Source organism: Riemerella anatipestifer, assembly GCF_009670965.2.
Lineage (GTDB): Bacteria > Bacteroidota > Bacteroidia > Flavobacteriales > Weeksellaceae > Riemerella > Riemerella anatipestifer_B.
Window position 1 is genome coordinate 267,950 of sequence record NZ_CP073239.1, and the last position, 17,672, is coordinate 285,621.

General features: G+C 35.4%; 15 protein-coding genes and 1 riboswitch. Of the genes, 8 read left to right on the top strand and 7 right to left on the bottom strand.

What is annotated here, in order from left to right:
- Positions 1-37: 37 nt before the first annotated feature.
- Complete coding sequence (locus D1J36_RS01260) at positions 38-757, bottom strand: SDR family oxidoreductase (RefSeq protein ID WP_154137131.1); 720 nt, start codon at positions 755-757, stop codon at positions 38-40.
- 133 nt (positions 758-890) lie between these two features.
- On the opposite strand from D1J36_RS01260, the gene D1J36_RS01265 reads away from it, so the two are divergent.
- The 5 genes from D1J36_RS01265 (at position 891) to D1J36_RS01285 (ending at position 6,035) form a co-directional block, all read left to right on the top strand.
- Entirely contained in the window at positions 891-1,607 is a 717-nt protein-coding gene (locus D1J36_RS01265; RefSeq protein ID WP_154137132.1) for a DUF3822 family protein, read from the top strand.
- 25 nt (positions 1,608-1,632) lie between these two features.
- Positions 1,633-2,193, top strand: coding sequence for an RsmD family RNA methyltransferase (locus D1J36_RS01270; RefSeq protein ID WP_154137133.1), 561 nt, complete (start codon positions 1,633-1,635; stop codon positions 2,191-2,193).
- A gap of 146 nt (positions 2,194-2,339) precedes the next feature.
- Positions 2,340-3,149 (top strand): 3-deoxy-8-phosphooctulonate synthase, encoded by an 810-nt coding sequence (kdsA, locus tag D1J36_RS01275; protein WP_154137134.1) that lies wholly within the window; start codon positions 2,340-2,342, stop codon positions 3,147-3,149.
- A gap of 26 nt (positions 3,150-3,175) precedes the next feature.
- Positions 3,176-5,353, top strand: coding sequence for a TonB-dependent receptor plug domain-containing protein (locus D1J36_RS01280; RefSeq protein WP_154137135.1), 2,178 nt, complete (start codon positions 3,176-3,178; stop codon positions 5,351-5,353).
- Positions 5,354-5,381: 28 nt separating this feature from the next.
- Positions 5,382-6,035 carry a permease-like cell division protein FtsX gene (locus D1J36_RS01285; RefSeq protein ID WP_154137136.1) on the top strand — a complete coding sequence of 218 codons (654 nt, stop codon included), beginning with the start codon at positions 5,382-5,384 and terminating at the stop codon, positions 6,033-6,035.
- 153 nt (positions 6,036-6,188) lie between these two features.
- Here D1J36_RS01285 and uvrA read toward each other — a convergent pair whose 3' ends face one another.
- Genes uvrA through D1J36_RS01315 form a run of 6 tightly spaced genes read right to left on the bottom strand, consistent with a single transcriptional unit; the run spans position 6,189 to position 13,481 of the window.
- Complete coding sequence (gene uvrA, locus D1J36_RS01290; protein WP_154137297.1) at positions 6,189-8,954, bottom strand: excinuclease ABC subunit UvrA; 2,766 nt, start codon at positions 8,952-8,954, stop codon at positions 6,189-6,191.
- Between the two features lie 41 nt (positions 8,955-8,995).
- Positions 8,996-10,519, bottom strand: a complete 1,524-nt coding sequence (gene eptA / locus D1J36_RS01295) for a phosphoethanolamine--lipid A transferase EptA (RefSeq protein WP_154137137.1) — start codon at positions 10,517-10,519, stop codon at positions 8,996-8,998.
- Complete coding sequence (locus tag D1J36_RS01300; protein ID WP_185147731.1) at positions 10,506-11,333, bottom strand: phosphatase PAP2 family protein; 828 nt, start codon at positions 11,331-11,333, stop codon at positions 10,506-10,508. The genes eptA and D1J36_RS01300 overlap by 14 nt, the downstream gene beginning before the upstream one ends.
- A 47-nt stretch (positions 11,334-11,380) precedes the next feature.
- Positions 11,381-12,001, bottom strand: coding sequence for a trimeric intracellular cation channel family protein (locus tag D1J36_RS01305; protein WP_154137139.1), 621 nt, complete (start codon positions 11,999-12,001; stop codon positions 11,381-11,383).
- Between the two features lie 31 nt (positions 12,002-12,032).
- Positions 12,033-12,491 (bottom strand): pantetheine-phosphate adenylyltransferase, encoded by a 459-nt coding sequence (coaD, locus tag D1J36_RS01310; RefSeq protein WP_014937368.1) that lies wholly within the window; start codon positions 12,489-12,491, stop codon positions 12,033-12,035.
- A 6-nt stretch (positions 12,492-12,497) separates the two neighbouring features.
- The gene (locus D1J36_RS01315; RefSeq protein ID WP_154137140.1) at positions 12,498-13,481 is read right to left on the bottom strand and encodes a D-alanine--D-alanine ligase; all 984 of its coding nucleotides are present in this window, start codon (positions 13,479-13,481) and stop codon (positions 12,498-12,500) included.
- 135 nt (positions 13,482-13,616) lie between these two features.
- Positions 13,617-13,721, top strand: a riboswitch (SAM riboswitch).
- 60 nt (positions 13,722-13,781) lie between these two features.
- On the opposite strand from D1J36_RS01315, the gene D1J36_RS01320 reads away from it, so the two are divergent.
- From D1J36_RS01320 to D1J36_RS01330, 3 genes are read left to right on the top strand one after another with little or no spacing between them, the layout of a single operon-like run.
- Positions 13,782-14,720 (top strand): alpha/beta fold hydrolase, encoded by a 939-nt coding sequence (locus tag D1J36_RS01320; protein ID WP_154137141.1) that lies wholly within the window; start codon positions 13,782-13,784, stop codon positions 14,718-14,720.
- 21 nt (positions 14,721-14,741) lie between these two features.
- On the top strand, positions 14,742-16,280 hold the full coding sequence (locus D1J36_RS01325; RefSeq protein WP_154137142.1) for an ACT domain-containing protein: 1,539 nt from the start codon (positions 14,742-14,744) through the stop codon (positions 16,278-16,280).
- 12 nt (positions 16,281-16,292) lie between these two features.
- Complete coding sequence (locus D1J36_RS01330; protein ID WP_154137143.1) at positions 16,293-17,456, top strand: trans-sulfuration enzyme family protein; 1,164 nt, start codon at positions 16,293-16,295, stop codon at positions 17,454-17,456.
- Positions 17,457-17,672 lie beyond the last annotated feature (216 nt).

Below are 17,672 nucleotides of genomic sequence, written 5' to 3' on the forward strand. Positions count from 1 at the left end.
GCATAATACTGTATGTTAAAATTTATTTATTGCATAATTATTTATTTGGATTAGATGGTCTTACCTCTATTTTGCTAGGTAAAGTACGAGGATTCATTCTAAGTAAATCTACTACAATTTCCCCTAGGTCTTCTGGTTGAATCTTCCAAGAATCTTTATCCGAAGGCTCGTTACCATTAAAATGAGAGGCTACAGAACCTGGCATAATGGTAGAAACTTTAATATTATACTTTCTTAAATCTAACATTGCGGCTTGAGTAAAACCTACAAGACCAAATTTAGACGCATTATACCCTGACGCTTTTTCAAAAAAGTACGCTCCTGCCAAACTAGCAATACTAATGTAATATCCTTGTGTTTTCTTTAGAGACTCTACTGTTGCTTTCATCGTATGGAAAGCTCCCGTAAGATTAGTATCTATCATAGCATTCCATTCTTCCAAAGAAATTTCGTCTACTGGTTTAAAGCAACCTAAACCTGCATTAGCTACCACTACATCTATATTGCCTAGCTTAGTTTCCACATATTTAACCGCCTCTTGTTCTGCCTGAAAATCTTTCACATCAGATACTACGCCTATGATTTTGTCTTCATACTCTGATAATTCAGAAACTGCTTTTTCCACAGCTTCCTTACTTCTCCCACTAATAGCGACTTTCAATCCATTTTTCAAGAGTTCTTTTGCAATTCCAAAACCGATACCTTTAGTACCTCCTGTGATATATGCTACCTTGTTTTTTAAATCCATTTTAGACATTTTTTATTGTGCTTAAAGATAATTATTTTTTATGAGTATGAAAATAATCAAAAAGAATACCCTTTTATTAAGCCCTACCGCTTTATTCTAAGTAAAAAAATATTAGTAACTTTGCACGAGTTCATTATGGGTTATGCAAAAATTAGTTTTACTTTTTACTAAAGGAGGACTCCAATACCAAATTATTAGTGGTAAGGAAGTACAAGAAGAAAAAGTTTTTTTTATCACAGAAGATTCCCCTAGTGATTATTTAATCAATAAGTTAGAGGAAATTTTAAACCACCCTTCTATAGTAAGTATAGATGTAATTTCTGCTCTCAATCATTTTACATTAATGCCTTCTACTTTTTCTCAGCACGATGTCGCTCACGAGCTTATCTCTTACAATGCTCTAGTAGATAAAGACAAAGAGGAAGTAATGCTTTCTGTAAATAAGAAATATGGCGTTCAGTTTTATTATACGATGCCTGACTTATTTTATAAAAAAATTAAAAACAAAGGTATTTCTACGCATTTTAATTTCTCTGGAGAAAAATTCTTAAATACACTTGATGCTGGGAATAAAAAGGAAATCCACATCAATCTGTATCATCATCAGTGCGAGTTTTTTGCTTTAGATAATAGAAAGGTAATTCTTTATAACAATCTAGATGTAAATTCGGAGGTAGATTTTCTTTATTTCGTTATGTTTACCCTTAGCAAAATAGGATTTAATATTACAGACACTCAGTTCTATGTATACGGAGAAACCACTGAAAACGAAACCTTTATATCGGAGCTTAGGAAGTTTGTCAAAAATTTAAAAGTAGTTTTTGATAACTTACCTCAAAAGAACTTCATTATGAGCTAAATACTCTTTAATAACAACTAAAATTATGTATAGAATTATCTCTGGAAAGTGGAAAGCTAAACGAATATTAGCCCCAAAAAATTTTGAAGTTCGCCCTACAACAGATTTTGCTAAAGAGGCTTTATTCAGCATATTAGAACATAGGCTAGAGCTACCTTACATCTCTGCATTAGACCTTTTCGCAGGGATTGGCTCCATATCGTTGGAATTAGCTTCTAGAGATTGCCAAGATATTACTTCGGTAGAGTTTAACCCTAAACACGCTGCATTTATACAATCTACAGCCCAGGAGCTAGATTTCGGCTTACAAATAAACGTCCAAAGGAGTGATGTTTTTGAATGGTTAAAAAAGAGTAGAAATCATACTAAATCATTCAATTTGATATTTGCTGACCCACCGTTTGATTTGCCCGAAAAAAAATATTACGATTTAATCAATCTGGTTTTAGACAGTCCTATTCTTGCGGAAAACGGACTTTTCGTACTAGAGCATCAAAGCCGAATGGTATTGGAACATCAGCACCTAAAAGAAACCAGAAAATACGGAAATGTGAGTTTCTCCTTTTTTGAAAAAGAAACCGTTTAAAACACAATAAATTTACCTCAACTTAACTATCAAACTTCAAAATTGATTATTACAGTTGAGGTTTTTATTTTTGTGCCATTAGAAAATCTGTATTTCGTCATTCAAAAAAATACTTTAACTTTATACCTCAATTAAATTTCAAAAAAATGATACAACATTTAGATAATATCAGTCATAAGAATTCTTCTAATTTCTTCCTAGTGGCAGGACCTTGTGCCATAGAAAACGAGGATATGGCAATGAAAATAGCAGAACATATTGTAAAACTTTCGGACAAATATAAAATCCCTTATATCTTTAAAGGAAGTTTTAAAAAAGCCAATAGGTCTAGGATAGATTCCTTTACAGGAATAGGAGACGAGAAAGCTCTTGAAATACTTAAAAAAGTAGGCGATAATTTCGGAATTCCTACAACAACAGATATTCACGAAAACGAACACGCTACTCTTGCCGCACAATATGTAGATGTATTACAGATACCAGCCTTCCTAGTAAGACAAACGGATTTACTCGTATCTGCTGCCAAAACAGGAAAGTGTATTACTCTAAAAAAAGGACAGTTCCTCTCTCCCGAAGCAATGAAATTTGCAGTGCAAAAAATAAAAGATTGTGAAAATGATAAAGTTGCCATTATAGAACGAGGCAATTCTTTTGGCTATACCGATTTGGTAGTAGATTTTAGAGGTATCCCAACAATGCAAAATTACGCTCCTGTGATATTAGATGTTACCCACTCTTTACAGCAGCCTAACCAAGAGTCTGGTGTAACTGGTGGAAAACCTCAACTCATAGAAACCATTGCTAAAGCAGGGATTGCCGTAGGTGCAGACGGACTATTTATAGAAACCCACCCAGACCCTAAAAATGCAAAATCTGATGGTGCTAATATGCTCCCTTTAGAACAACTAGACGCACTTCTAGCTAAACTTACCAAAATAAGAGAGGCTATTATTTAGTATCAAAATCATTAAAAATATCGCTTTTGAAAAAGATATATCTTATCTTAGCTGTATTGCCCTATCTAGCAGTAGCTCAGAAGACTAAAGAGATAGAAGAAGTGGTTTTCCAAAAGAGAGCCAAGAAAAAAGTAACCGACCTTACCAATACTAATATTTCGGCTAAAGAAGCACAACAAATTGCTTCTATTTCAGGTGATATTGAGGGACTTATTAAAACTTTGCCTTCGGTAAACTCCAATACCGAACTTTCTTCCCAATATATGGTAAGAGGTGGAAATTATGACGAAAATTTAATCTACATCAATGATGTGGAACTTTATCGCCCTTTCCTTATTAGAAATGCCCAACAGGAAGGTATGAGCATCATCAATCCTGATATGGTTTCTACCGTTAATTTTTCTTCAGGTGGATTTGAAGCGAGATACGGCGATAAGATGTCGTCTGCTCTTAATGTTTATTATAGAGAACCCGAAAAAACAGAACTATCAGGAGAAGCCAGCCTTATTGGAGGTAGGCTAACGCTAGGCGGTACATCTAAAGATAAAAAATTAACCACCTTGATTTCAGGGCGTTATCGTAATACCAATCTGGTACTTAACACGCTAAATGAAGATACAGATTTCAATCCTCAAAACTTTGATATTCAAACCTTCATCAATTACCATATCAATCCTAAATGGCAATTATCTTTCATTGGATATTATGCTAAAAATGACTACACGATGCTTCCCAAACAACGAAAAGTTAATTTTGGGACTTTGCAAACCCCAATGACGCTTACCGTGTTTTACAACGGAAGAGAAAACGACACTTATAAAAATATGATGGGGACAGCTTCTGTTCATTTTAAACCTAATAAAAATTGGAGGTTTTCATTAGATAATTTTGCTTATCAAAACCGAGAGAAAGAATATTATACCATCGCTTCTGCCTACGAATTACAGGCTTACAACCCTGCTACTGGAGAACCAACCGTTTCTTACGATATAGGTGGACAGATAGACCACGCTAGAAATGATTTATTAGTAAGAACTTTAGGAACTCAATTTAGGGCGAGATTTTCGCCTGATGTAAACACTGATTATGAGGTGGGAATTAAATACGAAAAGGAATTTATACAAGACTATACCAATGAATGGCAACTTGCCGACTCTTTAGGTTACAGTACACCTAGAGCCTCTGCAGTTATTGGACAGCTAGACCCATCGGACTTAAAGTTAAAATTCAATATTAGAGGGCAAAATGAAATACAGCCTAGCCGACTTTCGGCTTATGTTCAGGTTTCTAAAAAATTCTTTTGGCAAACGCACAAAGTTTTCATCAATGGAGGCGTCAGGGCTCAACATTGGAGCTTTAATAATCAAACCATTGTTTCTCCTAGATTACAAATAGCCATTAAGCCCGATTGGGATGCGGATATGCTATTTAGACTAGCGGGAGGCGTTTACTACCAAGCTCCTTTTTATAGAGAAATAAAGGATTTGGAAGGCAATTTTAATTCTAATATAAAAGCCCAACAATCTTTGCAACTCATCTTGGGCAACGACTACGAGTTTCAATGGAAAGACCGCCCATTTAAGCTCACTACGGAAGCCTATTATAAAAAGATGAACCACCTTATCCCTTACTATGTGGATAATGTTCGTATAAGATATTCTGGACAAAATAATTCTGAAGGTTATGCCTATGGTATAGATACGAGGTTGTTTGGCGAGTTTGTTCCTGGGGTAGATTCTTGGCTGTCTTTAAGCTATGCTAGAGTATTTGAAAATATTGATAACAAAGGCTATATCCCAAGACCAACAGACCAAAGATTTAGAGCTGCTATGTTCTACCAAGACTATATGCCTAAGTTCCCTAGTATGAGAGTTAATCTTACTTTAATCTACGCTAGTGGACTACCTAACGGAGCGTCTGTTTTTGCCGACCCTTATCAATACCAAAAAACACTCCCTGCTTACAAAAGGGTGGATATAGGATTATCCAAAGTTTTTATAGACCAAAAAGACTTTAAAGCTCACGCTCCTTTTTGGCGAAATTTTAAAGAATTGATTTTAGGCGTTCAAGTGTTTAATGCGTTCAACATTAACAATACCATTTCTAACCAATGGATTAACGATGCCAATACAGGTTACATTTACCCCGTACCTGTAAGGCTTACAGGACGCTTCTTTAATGTAAAACTAGAGTTTAAATTGTAATCACAATACAAATGTTAGCAGCAATATCATGAAACAACGTCTACAAACACTTATTGTATTATTTTTCGTAATTTCTTTAAATGCTCAGAGTTCAAATTGGATTGAAATCAAGAAAAATTATTTTCAAAAAGTTATTATTGAGAATTCAAAGGAATTCTTGGCACAAAATGACAGTCTTGAAATATCAACATTCGAGGTTGAAGAAATGACAGGAAAAACCGAAAGTTTTGAATTTGGAAAATTTTTATTTGGTGAAAAAATAGTTTTTGAAGATTTAAAATCAAAATTAGAAATAAAAGATTTTAATCCTAACCTTAAAAAAAACTCTGAATATTTAATCAAAATTGATATTCCGAAAGCAAAAGCCCTTGAGTATAATATTTATTTAAAAGACTCAACAAAAATTGAAGAATTAAATAATCTCAAGGAATTTTTAAAAGAAAATTTTCAACCACAAAAAATAATTTATATTTCTAAAGAAGATGCTACAAAAGAAGCAAAAAAACAACTTGGAATAACTACAGATTTATTTGAAGAAAATATTTTTCCTGCAAGTATTAAAATCACTACAAAAAACCGTATTAATCTCAAAGAATTAAAAGAAAAATATCCAGAAATAATTGACGATATAACAAGTAATGAACCGCAAATTAAGTCAATGACTTTAAAAATAAAAACTTAAAAGATACTGCTGCTAATATAGTATTTGCAAAAGGCAGAATTTAGGGAATAATAGAATTTTTAGTGATATATTACTTTTCATTACCACAATTTTGTTTAATCTAGCAGTATTAAAAAAGGTATCTCATTATAAAACAAGATACCTTTTTTTATTTTAAAGTTTTTCGGCTACGAATTTAGCGGTCTTGGATTTTTCATCTTTTGCTAAATCTTCAGGCGTTCCCGCAAAAACCACTTCTCCGCCATATTTACCTGCGTTAGGACCTATATCTATTATCCAATCAGCCGACTTAATAATATCTGGCTGATGCTCTATAACCACTACAGAATGCCCCAACTCTATAAGTGCCTGTAATGAGGTTAACAACTTCTGTATATCGTGAAAATGAAGCCCTGTGGAAGGTTCATCAAAAATGAAAAGTGTTTTCTCCGTAGTTACACCCTTTACTAAAAACGAAGCCAACTTTACCCTTTGAGCTTCCCCACCCGAAAGCGTAGAAGAGCTTTGCCCTAGTTTAAGATAGCCTAGTCCTACCTCTTGCAATGGTCTTAGTTTCGTAACTATTTTATCTTGTTTATTATCACTAAAGAAATCAATCGCTTCATCTACCGTCATTTGTAGAATATCCGCAATGTTTTTTTCATCAAATTTAACTTCCAATATCTCGGACTTAAATCTTGCTCCTTTACAATGCTCACATTCTAGTTCCACATCTGCCATAAATTGCATAGATATGGTAATAACGCCCTCTCCTTTACACTCATCACATCTCCCACCATCTACATTGAACGAAAAGTGCTTAGGCTTTAAATTCATAGTTTTAGAATGACGTTGCTTAGCGAACAAATCTCTAATATCATCATAAGCCTTAAGATAGGTTACCGGGTTAGACCTAGACGATTTTCCGATAGGATTCTGGTCTATCAATTCTATATGCTTCACAAGTTGAGGCGGAAATTCTACATAATCATAGTCGCCTTTTTTACCTCCCATTCCTAACTGGATTTGAATATCGTTAGCCAAAACCTCTTTCATCAATGTAGATTTACCAGAACCCGACACTCCCGTAACCACCACCAAATTCTCCAAAGGAATATCAACATCTATATTTTTAAGGTTATTTTGTCTTGCTCCTTTGATATTGATGAACGATTTAGCTCTCCTTCTCCTTTTTGGCACTGCTATTTCTAGCCTTCCTGTAAGATATTTAGAAGTTAAAGTATCAGCTTCTTTGAGGTCTTTAAAATCGCCTGCGAAGACCAGCTCTCCCCCAAGAAAACCTGCTTCTGGACCTATATCTATAATATAATCTGCGGCACGCATAATATCCTCATCGTGTTCCACAACAATAACGGTATTGCCTAAATCTCTTAAATTCTTTAGAACTTCTATTAAATTCTCGGTATCCTGTGAATGTAGCCCAATGGAAGGCTCGTCCAAAATATAAATAGACCCTACCAAAGAACTCCCCAAGCTAGTCGCTAAGTTAATCCTTTGACTTTCTCCACCTGACAAAGTATTAGAAGTACGGTTTAGCGTTAAATATCCCAAGCCTACTTTTAACAAAAACTCTAGTCTAGTAGTAATTTCGTAGAGTAGCCTTTTAGCAATTTCTTGCTCGTGTTTGGTAAGTTTAAGGTTCTTAATTAAAGGGAGAAGTTCGTCCAATGGTAATTCCATTAACGATTGTATATTATGCCCTCCCACTTTTACCCATTCGGTTTCTTTTCTTAATCTTAGACCTTCGCAGTCGGGACATTTGGTTTTACCTCTGTAACGAGAGAGCATCACTCGGTATTGTATCTTATACAAATTCTCCTCCAGCATACGGAAAAACTGGTCTATACACGGAAAGTTTTTAGCTCCCGTTCCTCTCCATAAGAGTTGTTTTTGCTCTTTAGTAAGTTCAAAATAGGGTTTATGGATTGGAAAATCTGGAGCGTTTTTGATAAAGTGCATTTTCCACTCGCTCATCGTTTCTCCTTTCCAACAAGCGACAGCATCTTCGTAAACCGAAAGCCTTTTATTAGGAATTACCAAGTCTTCGTCTATCCCAACCACTTTACCATAACCCTCGCAAGTAGGACACGCTCCGTAAGGATTATTAAAACTGAAAAAGTGGAGATTAGGTTCTAAAAACGAAATCCCATCAGCCTCAAAAAGGTTAGAAAAGTGTTTTATTTTTTGTGTTTCGATATTTTTTAAAGCACAAGAGCCGTGCCCCTCGTAGAACGCCGTTTGGATAGAATCTGCTAAGCGTTGCAGAAAATGCTCATCGTCCTCGTAAACAAAGCGGTCAATAACCAAATTAAGCGACATCTCTTTTTCAGGAACGAAGCCAAAACTCTCTAAATCTTCTATTTCAGCGATATTTCCGTTAATTTCTAATCTAGTAAATCCTGAAACTTTCAATGTATTTAATAGTGATTTAAAATCACCATCAGCAAAAGAAAGCGGCGCTGTGAGTAGAAACTCTTGATTAGGATTTTCTTCTATATAAGAAATAACATCAGAAATGCTGTCCTTTTTCACCTCATCACCAGATACAGGTGAATAGGTACGCCCCACACGAGCAAACAATAATTTAAGATAATCGTAAATTTCGGTGGAAGTTCCTACTGTGGACCTTGGATTAGAAGAAATTACTTTCTGTTGTATGGCGATAGATGGTGCTAAGCCTTTAATATCGTCTATCTTTGGTTTCTCTAAACGCCCCAAAAACTGCCTAGCATAAGAGCTTAAACTCTCCACATAACGCCTTTGCCCTTCGGCATAAATAGTATCAAAGGCTAAAGACGATTTCCCACTACCAGACACTCCAGTTACCACCACTAGTTTGTTTTTAGGTATGAGAACATCTATATTTTTAAGGTTGTTAAGATGTGCGTTTTTAACGAAAATATTATTTTTAATATCCATAAAATCCTTTGGCTGCATTAAAAAATTTAATAAGAAATAACTTACTCAAAAATATTCATTTCTTCGGTGTAGATGGGACTTTCTATCCCTAAAAAATTAAGCACACTGTGAAATACATTGTTTTGAGATAATACCTCATTTGGCTTTAGTTTTTTATTGCTATTATCCGACAGCCAAACAATAAACGGTATTTCGTACTGCTCTTTAGGTGCAATACTTAAAGGTACTCCGTGCATATATAAGTTTTTCTCCCCCAAAGATTCGCCGTGGTCAGAAACGAATAACATTGTGCTTTTGTAATCCTTTAACTCTTTTAAATTCTCGATAACATTATGTAAGATATAATCTGTATAAACAATCGTGTTATCGTAAGCGTTTACCAATTCTGTTTGAGAACATTTGCCCAACTCTACGCTATTGCAAACAGGTTTAAATACTTCAAATTTTGATGGATATTTTTGACTATAAGTAGGTCCGTGGCTGGTACTTGTATGTAATACCACCAACACTTTATTCTTTTTACTTGCCAATATTTGCTCCTTTAATCCGTTTACAAGCACCTCATCATAATCACATTCGGGCTTGTTGCAGTCTTTCATCAGAGCTTCTTTGTTTTGATAATTTGCAATATGTAGTGGTGGTTCGCCCCAATTGGTCGTTCTCCAAATCACTTCTACATCGTTACGATATAAATAGTTGGGTAGTATTTCATACAAATCATCAGTATTGGTATGTTCTAAAATACATTTAACTCCTGCCGTGGTATAAGTAGCACACGAGTTGGCTTTGAAATGAAAAACATTGCTCGTTTTTGATAATAATGGATTGGTATTTTTATTATAGCCATAAAGCGAAAAATTCTGACTTCTCGCCGATTCTCCTATCACCAATACCACCACCGACTTTTCGTTGTCTTTTATCTTGGCATTCGGTAGCAAAATTTCCTTTTCATTCTTTTTATACTTGTGAATGTGATACAACGCCGTGTTTACACTATAAGACCAAGGCATTGCCAAACCACCTAACTGTTTAGAGTTTTTGTCCACCCAAAGCCAATTACTCGCGTTTACAAAAGCCATCACCACCATAAACAACAACGCCATCGCCATCGTCTTAGCAAACTGCTTGAAGGTGCTTGGGATAATTTTAGTCCTAACAATATAAATACTCGGCAAAATGCCTAACAGAACTAGATACAACACCAACTTAATTGAAAAGAAACTACTAGACTCTTCATAATTGGTATTAAATACATTGCTTATCATACTTTCGTCTATAATCACACCATAAGTAGTGATAAAATAGACTGAAACCGCATTGATAAGGAAGAATAACACTAATAAAAACTTACCCACAAAGCGTGATAAATACAAAAATAAATAGAATGCAAAAAAATTAGCCACTACCATTACCACCACTAAACTTGCAATAAGCAGCACTCCATTAAAACTTGTATAATCTATATTATTAACCACATAAGTGTAAAACGGAATGTGAAATAATAACAAATGTAACACACTCATCAAAAGTGCGAAGTGAGTTACTTTTAAACTACTTTTTAACATAGAGAAATCCTATTTTAAATAATGATATTGCTAAACACACCAGTGGGAGATAAAACACCACTAAGCCTTCGGTAAAGATATTTTTTGAAATAATGATGATACAAGCGGTAAATAGTATCATAAAGATGGGAGAATACTTCTTATCAGCTATCCAACCCCAGATTTTATATTTTTGGCTAAAGAGTATTCCCAAAACTCCTGAAATATAACCTATAATACCACCAACAATAGTGTCAAGAGGATAATGAGCTCCCACGCCTACCCTTGTAGATACTAGCATTAAACCCATAATGATAATAAAGAAAGACCACAGCATCTTATAAATTAAATTCCTCGGCATAAAACTGAACATCAGCACTGTAAGTATCGTAAAAACAGTAATAGAATGTCCCGACGGCAAACTACTGTGTCCCGTAAGTTTTTCACCAACAATAATAAAAGTGTCAGCATCAAACATAGCAGCTGGTCTTGGCACCGAAAATAAGTTTTTAAGTGTACTTGAAAATAAAAGCGAAATAAGTGATGCCGAAATTAAAGCCTCCCAAAGTTTCGGAGCATAAATGATAAAAATACTCAAACACGATAAGAATACCAACGCATTTCCGAATTGTGTAAGATTTATCATCAAGCTAGGATATTGCCCCAACTGATGATTGATATAAAGAAATACTTCCTTCTGAATTCCTGTATAACCATTGATGGATAGTGCCTCTTTATTCCAAAGAAATAAAACTATCATCAATAACAACACTATTGGCAAATAAAGATATGATAACGCAACCCTAGGCTGGTTCTTTATAACACTTGTATTCATTATCCCGCTGTTAAACATACTTCTACAAAAATACAGATTATTTAATCTTACTTATCTTGAACATAAAATTTAGGCATCTGCCAATGGTATTTAACCGCTAAAGTTCTTATGGTTACAATAAGCAGAATAGTAAAAATCTGAACCACGGGATAAGACAAACGAGTATAGGTTGCCAAAAGTATAAAGGTAGCACCACCTAATATACAAGCTGTTGCATAGATTTCTTTTCTAAATATCAACGGAATTCTATTCAGTAGAATATCTCTAATAATCCCTCCAAAACACCCTGTGATAGTACCTAGAGTAATGCATATAATAGGGTGAAGTTCGGAACTCATACCTTTCTGTATACCTATAATTGTGAATAATCCTAACCCAAAACTATCAAATATAAAAAGTGTTACCCTAAAATTTTGCTCAATAGATTTAAAAATCATTGAAATAACACAGGTAACAAAGATAACACCACATATCCACAAATCATGCATCCAAAATACAGGTTTAGCTAAAAGTAAATCCCTCACTGTACCACCTCCTACAGAAGTCACAAAAGCGATGATAAGAATCCCAAAAGGGTCTAATCTTCTTTGCATTGCAGCAAAACTGCCAGACATAGCAAAAGATATAGTCCCTAGAAATTCTATTAAAAAATTGATATTTGCATGCATTGTTTGTGCTAAAAATAATTTTAAATTCGTTTTATACTCTTACAGCATCAGGCACTAGCAATTCATACTCACCACCGTGGCTTATAATTTCTCTCACAATACTACTGCTAATAAATGACTTACCTGAAGAAGTCAAAAGGAAAACCGTTTCCAACTTTTTGTGTGCCAAAGTTCTATTTGTATGTGCGATGGCTTTTTCAAACTCAAAATCGGCAGGGTTTCTCAATCCTCTTAGGATAAACTGAGCATCTTTCTCCATGCAATAGTCTATTGTAAGCCCTTCAAATGAGTCCACTTCTACATTTCCAAAGTGAGACACCGATTTTTCTATAAACTCTATCCTTTTCTCAAGTGGAAACATATAATGCTTTTGAGAGTTTTGCCCAATAGCAATAATAAGACGGTCAAAAAGTTTAGACGCTCGTTCTATAATATCATAATGCCCTAGAGTAATAGGGTCAAAAGACCCTGGAAATACAGCTACCTTCATATTTTATTATTTTGCTAGAGCTTTTTCTACCTCGTTTCCACACAAATCTTTAATAGAGATACCATAAATTCTCGCTTGTTGAGGAAGAATACTCGCAGGTGAAAACCCAGGGTTGGTATTCATCTCTAGCATATAAGGCACACCGTCCATAATAATATATTCACTTCTAGAGAAACCTTTCATTCCTAAAGAGTTATAAGCTCTTTTTGCAACCTCCTCTACTCTTAATCTAGTAGTCTCATCTAGCCTTGCAGGGGTAATCTCTTGAGACGCTCCTTGATACTTCGCTTCATAATCAAAAAATTCTGTCTCTGGGATAATTTCTGTAATGCCTAAAACAATAGTCTCGCCTTTGTAATCTAGCACACCCACAGATACCTCCATACCGTCTAAGAAACTTTCTACTAAAACCTCATCGTCTTCCAAAAACGCTTTTTCTAAAGCTGCTTCAAACTCCGAAGCCTCTTTTACCTTAGAAATTCCTAAAGAAGAACCACTTTGGTTAGGCTTTACAAATAGAGGCAGTTTTAACTCACTGATAATTTCATCTTTATTATAAGCCTCTCCTTTTTTTATGTAGAAACTTTTAGCGGACGGAATACCATACTTTGCTAATACAGCCAAAGTATCTTTTTTATTAAAGGTAAGTGCACTTTGGTAAAAATCACACCCTGTATATTTTTGACCTATGGCGTCCCAATATGCCTGTAACACACCGTTTTCCCCCGGTATCCCGTGAATGGTATTAAAACAAACATCAAAGCGTAACACTTCTCCACTAGGTAAATTTACAGAGAAATCTCCCTTTTGTATTGGTAGTTTAGCCTCATTTTCATCTAAATAAAACCAACCTTCTTTAAGAACCACCACTTTATAAACATTATATAAATCACGGTCTAAAGAATCATAAATTAGTTGTCCACTTTTTAGGGAAACTTTGTACTCATCGGAGTATCCGCCCATGACTACGGCTATATTTTTTTTGCTCATCAGAATCTATAAATAAAAGTTGAATGCAAAGTTAGTTAATTTTAAACGCAAGGTTTTATTTTTTCACTGAAAATATTGTTTAAAACAAAAAATAGTCTATCTTTGCTCTGTATTAGTTCGTTGAAAAACTAGGAAATGTTATCAAGAAAGGTGGAGGGAATAGACCCTGCGAAACCTTGGCAACCCTTCCTCATGGAAGAAGGTGCTAAATTCTACCAAAGTTTTTTGGATAGATAACATCAAGAAAATACCTCTTATTTCTTGGCAACATTTCAGTTATTTAAAATTTATAATAAAAGAATGTTGCATCACCTCAAAATTAAAGACTACTTAACAACTACTGGATATAATGTAGGTATCTCGCTTAGCTATGAGCTATTTGGGTTGCCTTTACATACAGCTCCGATCGTACTCATCAATCATGCTCTAACGGGAAACTCTAATGTGGCAGGAACAAAAGGCTGGTGGCAAGATTTGGTAGGAGCAGGAAAAACTATTGATACCAACAAACTCACGGTCATCTGTTTTAATATTCCTGGTAATGGTTATAATGATTTCTTTATTGATAATCCACGAGACTTCACTACTCAAGATGTGGCTCAGCTATTCCTTTTAGGATTGGAACAACTTAAAATTAAACAATTAGACTATCTTATAGGTGGTTCCATTGGTGGTGCTATAGGTTGGGAGATGCTCAATCTTAATAAAAACTTATCTAAAGTATTTGTGCCTGTAGCCTCGGATTTTAAAACAACCGATTGGCTGAATGCCCAATGCTTAGTTCAGAAATACCTCCTAGAAAATAGTGAGAAACCTCTACAAAAAGCGAGAACTCACGCTATGCTTTGCTATAGAACTCCCTTTTCACTCAATAAAAGATTTAAAAGGCAAAAAGGAGACGATACAGACCTACTGCAATCTCACGAATGGCTCAACTTCCACGGAGAAAGCCTTAATGAAAGATTTACTCTAAAGGCTTATCTACTAATGAACCATCTGCTAACCACCATTGCGGTTGATGAGTCTTCGTTAGAAGAAATAAAAACAGAATTCCATTTGGTAGCAGTGGATAGTGATTTATTCTTCCCTGCCTTTGAAATTGAAGAAACCTATCAACTTTTAAAAACCAATAATGCCAATGCCTACTACCACGAAATAAAATCGGTACACGGACACGATGCCTTCCTTATGGAATACGAGCAAATGAAACATATATTCAAATCAATTATTAAATATTAAATCAACTTTAAAAATTATATTATGCCTAATCAAGAAAACCTTAACATATATCCAAACAAAGCCATCATCAATTTTGAAGGCAAAGACTTTCTAGGTCAAATAGGGATAGACTCTCGTATATTTAACGCTCTTAATAGAGCCAACATTAGCGTTGGTGTTATCTCTCAACAGGCGATAGAAAACGGCATCTCTGTACTCGTAGATGAAAGCAATGCCGAGGATGCGGTACAATGCCTAAAAGAAGAGTTTAACAACGAAATTAGCCAAGGGATTGTAAGCCAAATTTACAGCGTAGATGGCATTACTGTGATTGGTCTGGTAACGCCTGATTTCAACAAGATACTTACCGAACTCCAGCGTAATAAAATTTTCCCGTTACTTCTTAACCAAGTGGCTTCGGCGGGGCGTGTAAACATTGTAGTAGCGACCAACCAAGCCGAAAAAACCAAAAACATTATAGAAACCGAACTTTATGGCAAACCTAAAGCCGTACATTTGGTATTGTTTGGGCACGGTAATGTGGGTGGTACTTTGATAGAGCAAATCTTAGATTCTGCTTATGATATTTTGCAACGGAAGAGAATAGACCTTAAAATCGTAGCGATAGCCAACTCTAAAAATATTGTGTTTAACAAAGGAGGCTTCGGAAGCGATTGGCGACAAAAGGTTAAGTTTGCCAATACCCAAAATACTTTGGAAGACTTATTTCAATTCGTAAAAGAACATCAGTTTGAAAATCTAATTGCTGTGGATAATACCGCTAGTAAAGACTTTGTAAAAAACTATCTAGAACTAGCGGAACAAGGCTTCGATTTGGTTTCTTCCAACAAAATTTACAACACTCTTCCGATTGGAGAATACAAAAAACTAAGGCGTACCCTAGAGAAAAACAAAAAGAAATACCTCTACGAAACCAATGTAGGAGCAGGGTTACCGTTGATAGACACCATTAAGCTCCTTCATCTTTCTGGCGAAGACATTACACGAATTAAAGGGGTATTTTCGGGGTCGCTTAGCTATATATTTAATAATTTTTCGGTGAGAGGAGATGCCTTTTCTACTATTATTAAAGAAGCGATGGAGAAAGGCTTTACCGAGCCTGACCCAAGAGAAGACCTTTCAGGAAATGATGTCGCGAGAAAACTACTAATCTTAGCACGAGAACTAGACTTAGTAAATGAATTTGAGGACATCAATATCCAAAACCTCATTCCTGAAAACCTTTCTGATATTAGTAAAGAAGATTTTATTTCAAGACTAAATGAGCTAGATGACACCTATCAAAAGATTAAAGACAACCAAGAAACAGGCTATGTTCTGCGTTATGTAGGCGATTTGCATGGCAACCTAAGAGAAGACAAAGGTGTACTTGATGTAAAACTTGTTTCAGTGCCTGCCCATTCTGCGTTAGGACAGCTCAAAGGCTCTGACTCTATCTTTGAAATCTATACCGAAAGCTACGGCGAAAACCCTATCGTTATTATGGGTGCTGGTGCTGGTGCTAAGGTAACTGCCAGAGGTGTCTTTGGTGATATTTTAAGACTAAGTGAAACTAAATAACAACTTTATAATATGAAAAACTTTGAAACCCAAGCCATCAGAAACCAAATCGCTAGAACTGATTTTCAGGAGCATTCGGTGCCGTTGTATCTTACCTCTAGCTTTGTTTTTGAAGATGCCGAACAGATGCGTGCCGCCTTTGCAGAAGAGGTAGAACATAATATCTACAGCCGTTACAGTAACCCTAACACCAATGAGTTTACTGAAAAGATAGTACAAATGGAAGGCGCCGAGGCAGGATATGCCTTTGCTTCGGGTATGGCGGCTGTTTTTGCTTCGTTTAATGCTTTGCTTAAACCCAACGACCATATTTTGAGTTGCCAGTCGGTATTTGGTTCTACACACTATTTATTTAAGACCCATTTCCCGAAATGGAATGTGGAAACCACTTACTTTAAAGCTGATGAAGTAGAGCTAGAAAAGTATCTAAAACCCAATACCCGTTTTCTCTATTTAGAAACACCTACTAACCCTGCGATTGAGATTTTAGACTTAGAGTTTTTTGGCAACTTTGCTAAAAAGCACAATCTTATTTTTGTAGTAGATAACTGTTTTGCTACCCCTTATTTACAACAACCCATCACTTATGGAGCCGACCTAGTCATACACTCTGCTACCAAAATAATAGACGGACAAGGACGTGTGTTAGGTGGTATTGTGGTTGGAAAAAAAGAACTGATTAGAGAAATCTATCTCTTTTCTAGGAATACAGGACCGTCTTTATCTCCGTTTAATGCGTGGGTGCTTAGTAAAAGTTTAGAAACTTTGGCTGTGCGTCTGGAGAAGCATTGCGAAAACGCTCTAGCAGTTGCAGAGTTCCTAGAACAACACCCTAAAGTTTCTTTAGTTAAGTATCCTTTTCTACCTTCACACCCAAGCTACGAAATCGCCAAAAAACAAATGAAACACGGCGGCAATATTGTGGCATTTGAAGTTAAGGGTGGTATTGAAGGTGGCAGAAACTTCCTCAACAAGATAAAGTTATGCTCACTTTCGCCTAATTTGGGAGATACTAGAACTATTGTAACGCACCCTGCCTCTACCACCCACTCTAAACTCACCGAAGAAGACCGTTTAGAAGTAGGCATTACCCCAGGATTGGTGCGTTGTAGTGTAGGTTTAGAAAATGTAGAAGACATCATTTCTGATTTAAAACAAGCCTTAGATTTAACCTAAAAGCCTAAGAAAAACTCTTAGGCTTTTTTGCACTAAATAGTGCTTATCTAAAAAATATAAGACTAAAAACTTGCATACTTCTACAAAAGGTTATAAGTTTGCTTCAGTTTTATGACACACGATACCAATTACATACAAACAAGTGTAAAAAAGTGCCCGAATTATTTGGCTATTTCAAATAATTTCGTAAACACACACACACACACACACACAAAT

Excerpts from the sequence above, each read along its gene's own strand:
- eptA (WP_154137137.1), bottom strand. The coding sequence starts at position 10,519 with ATGTTAAAAAGTAGTTTAAAAGTAACTCACTTCGCACTTTTGATGAGT.
- D1J36_RS01260 (WP_154137131.1), bottom strand. The coding sequence starts at position 757 with ATGTCTAAAATGGATTTAAAAAACAAGGTAGCATATATCACAGGAGGT.
- D1J36_RS01330 (WP_154137143.1), top strand. The coding sequence starts at position 16,293 with ATGAAAAACTTTGAAACCCAAGCCATCAGAAACCAAATCGCTAGAACT.
- D1J36_RS01320 (WP_154137141.1), top strand. The coding sequence starts at position 13,782 with ATGTTGCATCACCTCAAAATTAAAGACTACTTAACAACTACTGGATAT.
- D1J36_RS01265 (WP_154137132.1), top strand. The coding sequence starts at position 891 with ATGCAAAAATTAGTTTTACTTTTTACTAAAGGAGGACTCCAATACCAA.
- D1J36_RS01270 (WP_154137133.1), top strand. The coding sequence starts at position 1,633 with ATGTATAGAATTATCTCTGGAAAGTGGAAAGCTAAACGAATATTAGCC.
- kdsA (WP_154137134.1), top strand. The coding sequence starts at position 2,340 with ATGATACAACATTTAGATAATATCAGTCATAAGAATTCTTCTAATTTC.
- D1J36_RS01315 (WP_154137140.1), bottom strand. The coding sequence starts at position 13,481 with ATGAGCAAAAAAAATATAGCCGTAGTCATGGGCGGATACTCCGATGAG.
- D1J36_RS01305 (WP_154137139.1), bottom strand. The coding sequence starts at position 12,001 with ATGCATGCAAATATCAATTTTTTAATAGAATTTCTAGGGACTATATCT.
- coaD (WP_014937368.1), bottom strand. The coding sequence starts at position 12,491 with ATGAAGGTAGCTGTATTTCCAGGGTCTTTTGACCCTATTACTCTAGGG.
- D1J36_RS01300 (WP_185147731.1), bottom strand. The coding sequence starts at position 11,333 with ATGAATACAAGTGTTATAAAGAACCAGCCTAGGGTTGCGTTATCATAT.
- uvrA (WP_154137297.1), bottom strand. The coding sequence starts at position 8,954 with ATGGATATTAAAAATAATATTTTCGTTAAAAACGCACATCTTAACAAC.
- D1J36_RS01285 (WP_154137136.1), top strand. The coding sequence starts at position 5,382 with ATGAAACAACGTCTACAAACACTTATTGTATTATTTTTCGTAATTTCT.
- D1J36_RS01325 (WP_154137142.1), top strand. The coding sequence starts at position 14,742 with ATGCCTAATCAAGAAAACCTTAACATATATCCAAACAAAGCCATCATC.